The following is a 633-nucleotide window of genomic DNA, read 5'->3' as shown; positions in this document are numbered from 1 at the left end:
CTGCAGGATCGTCGACCGCGCAAACGCGCCGGCCTCGCGTTTCAGGCGCAGCGCTTCCGCCTCCGCGGCGACGCCCAACAGGCGAAGGCTGCGCATCAGCGGCGGCACAGGACGGCGAAGACATAGCCCGCCAATGCCGCCAGCCCGACGGCGGTGAGGGGCCTGTCCCGGATGGTCTCGCTCAGCCGCTCGGTCTGCTCGCGGAAGGTGTCGGTGGCCTGATGGGCGGCGGCCTCGGCCTTGTCAGCCACGCGGGCGACGGCGGGCGTCACGCGGTCGTTCATCAGCGCCTCGACCTTGGCGCGCAGCGCGGCGATCTCGGCGTGCGTGTCGGCCATGTAGGGCGGAATCTCGGAGGGGGGGTCGGGGTAGGCCATGGTCCTGTCCTTTCGAGGGGAATGGGAGAGGCGGTTTCAGGAAGGTATCCGGAGTCGCGCCAGGGGCAATCCGGATCACGCAACCCGGCGGAAAACCCGTGTCGCCGAATGGCGGAGGATGCGTAGGCCCGGACTCCCTTCCTGATCGATGCGGCAACGCGGCGTGCCACTTGGCGTTGCATGTCCGCAACAGGAACATCCCATGGCCCCCTTCCGCCCGCCGCCGCCCCTGTCCCGCGACTGGCCCGCGCGGCTG

At 70.6% G+C, this 633-nt stretch carries 1 protein-coding gene; it reads right to left on the bottom strand.

Annotated features, from left to right (window positions below):
• Positions 1-95: 95 nt before the first annotated feature.
• Positions 96-377 carry a hypothetical protein gene (locus AC1DWF_RS35750; protein WP_476843194.1) on the bottom strand — a complete coding sequence of 94 codons (282 nt, stop codon included), beginning with the start codon at positions 375-377 and terminating at the stop codon, positions 96-98.
• Positions 378-633: the final 256 nt, after the last annotated feature.

It is taken from the genome of Aminobacter sp. P4_D5 (genome assembly GCF_056401815.1).
The sequence above is the reverse complement of the archived record's forward strand: the minus strand, read 5'-3'. Positions and strand labels throughout refer to the sequence as shown.